This window comes from Acinetobacter sp. RG5, from assembly GCF_031844265.1.
Lineage (GTDB): Bacteria > Pseudomonadota > Gammaproteobacteria > Pseudomonadales > Moraxellaceae > Acinetobacter.
In genome coordinates, this window is the sequence record NZ_JAUZUV010000044.1 from 1 (window position 1) to 1,244 (window position 1,244).

Genomic DNA, 1,244 nt, shown 5'->3' on the forward strand with positions numbered 1-1,244 from the left:
TGAGATACCGTCTTGGTAGTCAATCAGGTTTTGAGATTATTCGACCAATAAATAATCTCTTTGATAGGCAGTCTGATGTTTTAAAACGCCATAACACAGATGTATAAGCTTGCGCATTGCAGCACCTAAAGCACACATTTTATTTTTACCCTGGCTTAATAATCGTTGATATAAAGCTTCAATGTGTGGATTATATTTAATCGCTGTTAATGCTGACATATACAATACTGAGCGTATTTTACTGTCACCTGCTTTTGATAAGTGACTTTGCTTGTTGACTGAACTGCCAGACAACTGATGTACTGGAACCAAACCTACATATGCAGCAGCTTGACTTGCTTTTTCAAACTTGTGCGAATGAAATAACCCCAACAGTAATAAGCCTGATCGTTCACCGATTGAAGGAATAGTTTGCAGTAATTTCAAATCCTGTTTCAATGTTGGATCTTGATCTATGTGATTATTTATTAACTTATCAATATTTTCAAGTTGCTGATTTAAATACTCAATATTCTCTTCAAGTAATTTAATCACAACAACGGAGGTATGAGTGGACTGCGCCTTTTCAAGTCGATTCTTTTCCTGCAATAGACTACCTAGATAGACATCTCGTCTGCCTAGTAAAGCTTTTAATAATCTGACATTTTCAGGTTCAGGCTGCCATATGATTAACTTTGCGGTGTAACCATAACGTGAAAGAGCTTCACTATCAGCTTTATCCGTTTTATTTAGCATGGACATGCCTTTGGCAAAGGCTCTTACTCGTGAAGGATTAGCCACACAAACCTTTACACCTGCATCATATAGATAATATCCCAAATTCTCATGATAAACCGAAGTCGCTTCCATGATTGCTGTCACTTGATCAGGTTCAATTTTAAGAGTGATGAGCCATTTGAGCAGACTGCCAAAGCCACTTTCTGTATTAGTAAATATTTTATTTTTTCTTTTTCCAGTCAAACCTTGAGGGAAAATGCAACAATCTATTTTGGTTTTACTGACATCAATACCTAGCATAATCATGGTGATATTCCTTGAGTTTAAGCTATGATTTTTATCCCATTAACCATCATCTTACCTTGTGAATACAGCATCAAAGTGCTTAGTTACCGTTCAGAGTTGTATGAGGGATAAGGGCAAATTGTAGGTTTTATCTCAGGTTCAAATTTAAGATTTTAGCAGCACTCCAAACTCTACAATTTGCGTATAGTGGTAGCTAATCACTATATCAATCAAGATACAAG

General features: G+C 36.2%; 1 protein-coding gene. It reads right to left on the reverse strand.

The window, feature by feature from the left end:
* Positions 1-36 precede the first annotated feature (36 nt).
* Positions 37-1,023, reverse strand: a complete 987-nt coding sequence (locus tag Q9R21_RS14815) for an IS110 family transposase (protein WP_005251678.1) — start codon at positions 1,021-1,023, stop codon at positions 37-39.
* Positions 1,024-1,244: the final 221 nt, after the last annotated feature.

What these genes read in the sequence shown, in the direction of transcription:
- Q9R21_RS14815 (WP_005251678.1), bottom strand. Translation starts at nt 1,023, where the DNA reads ATGATTATGCTAGGTATTGATGTCAGTAAAACCAAAATAGATTGTTGC.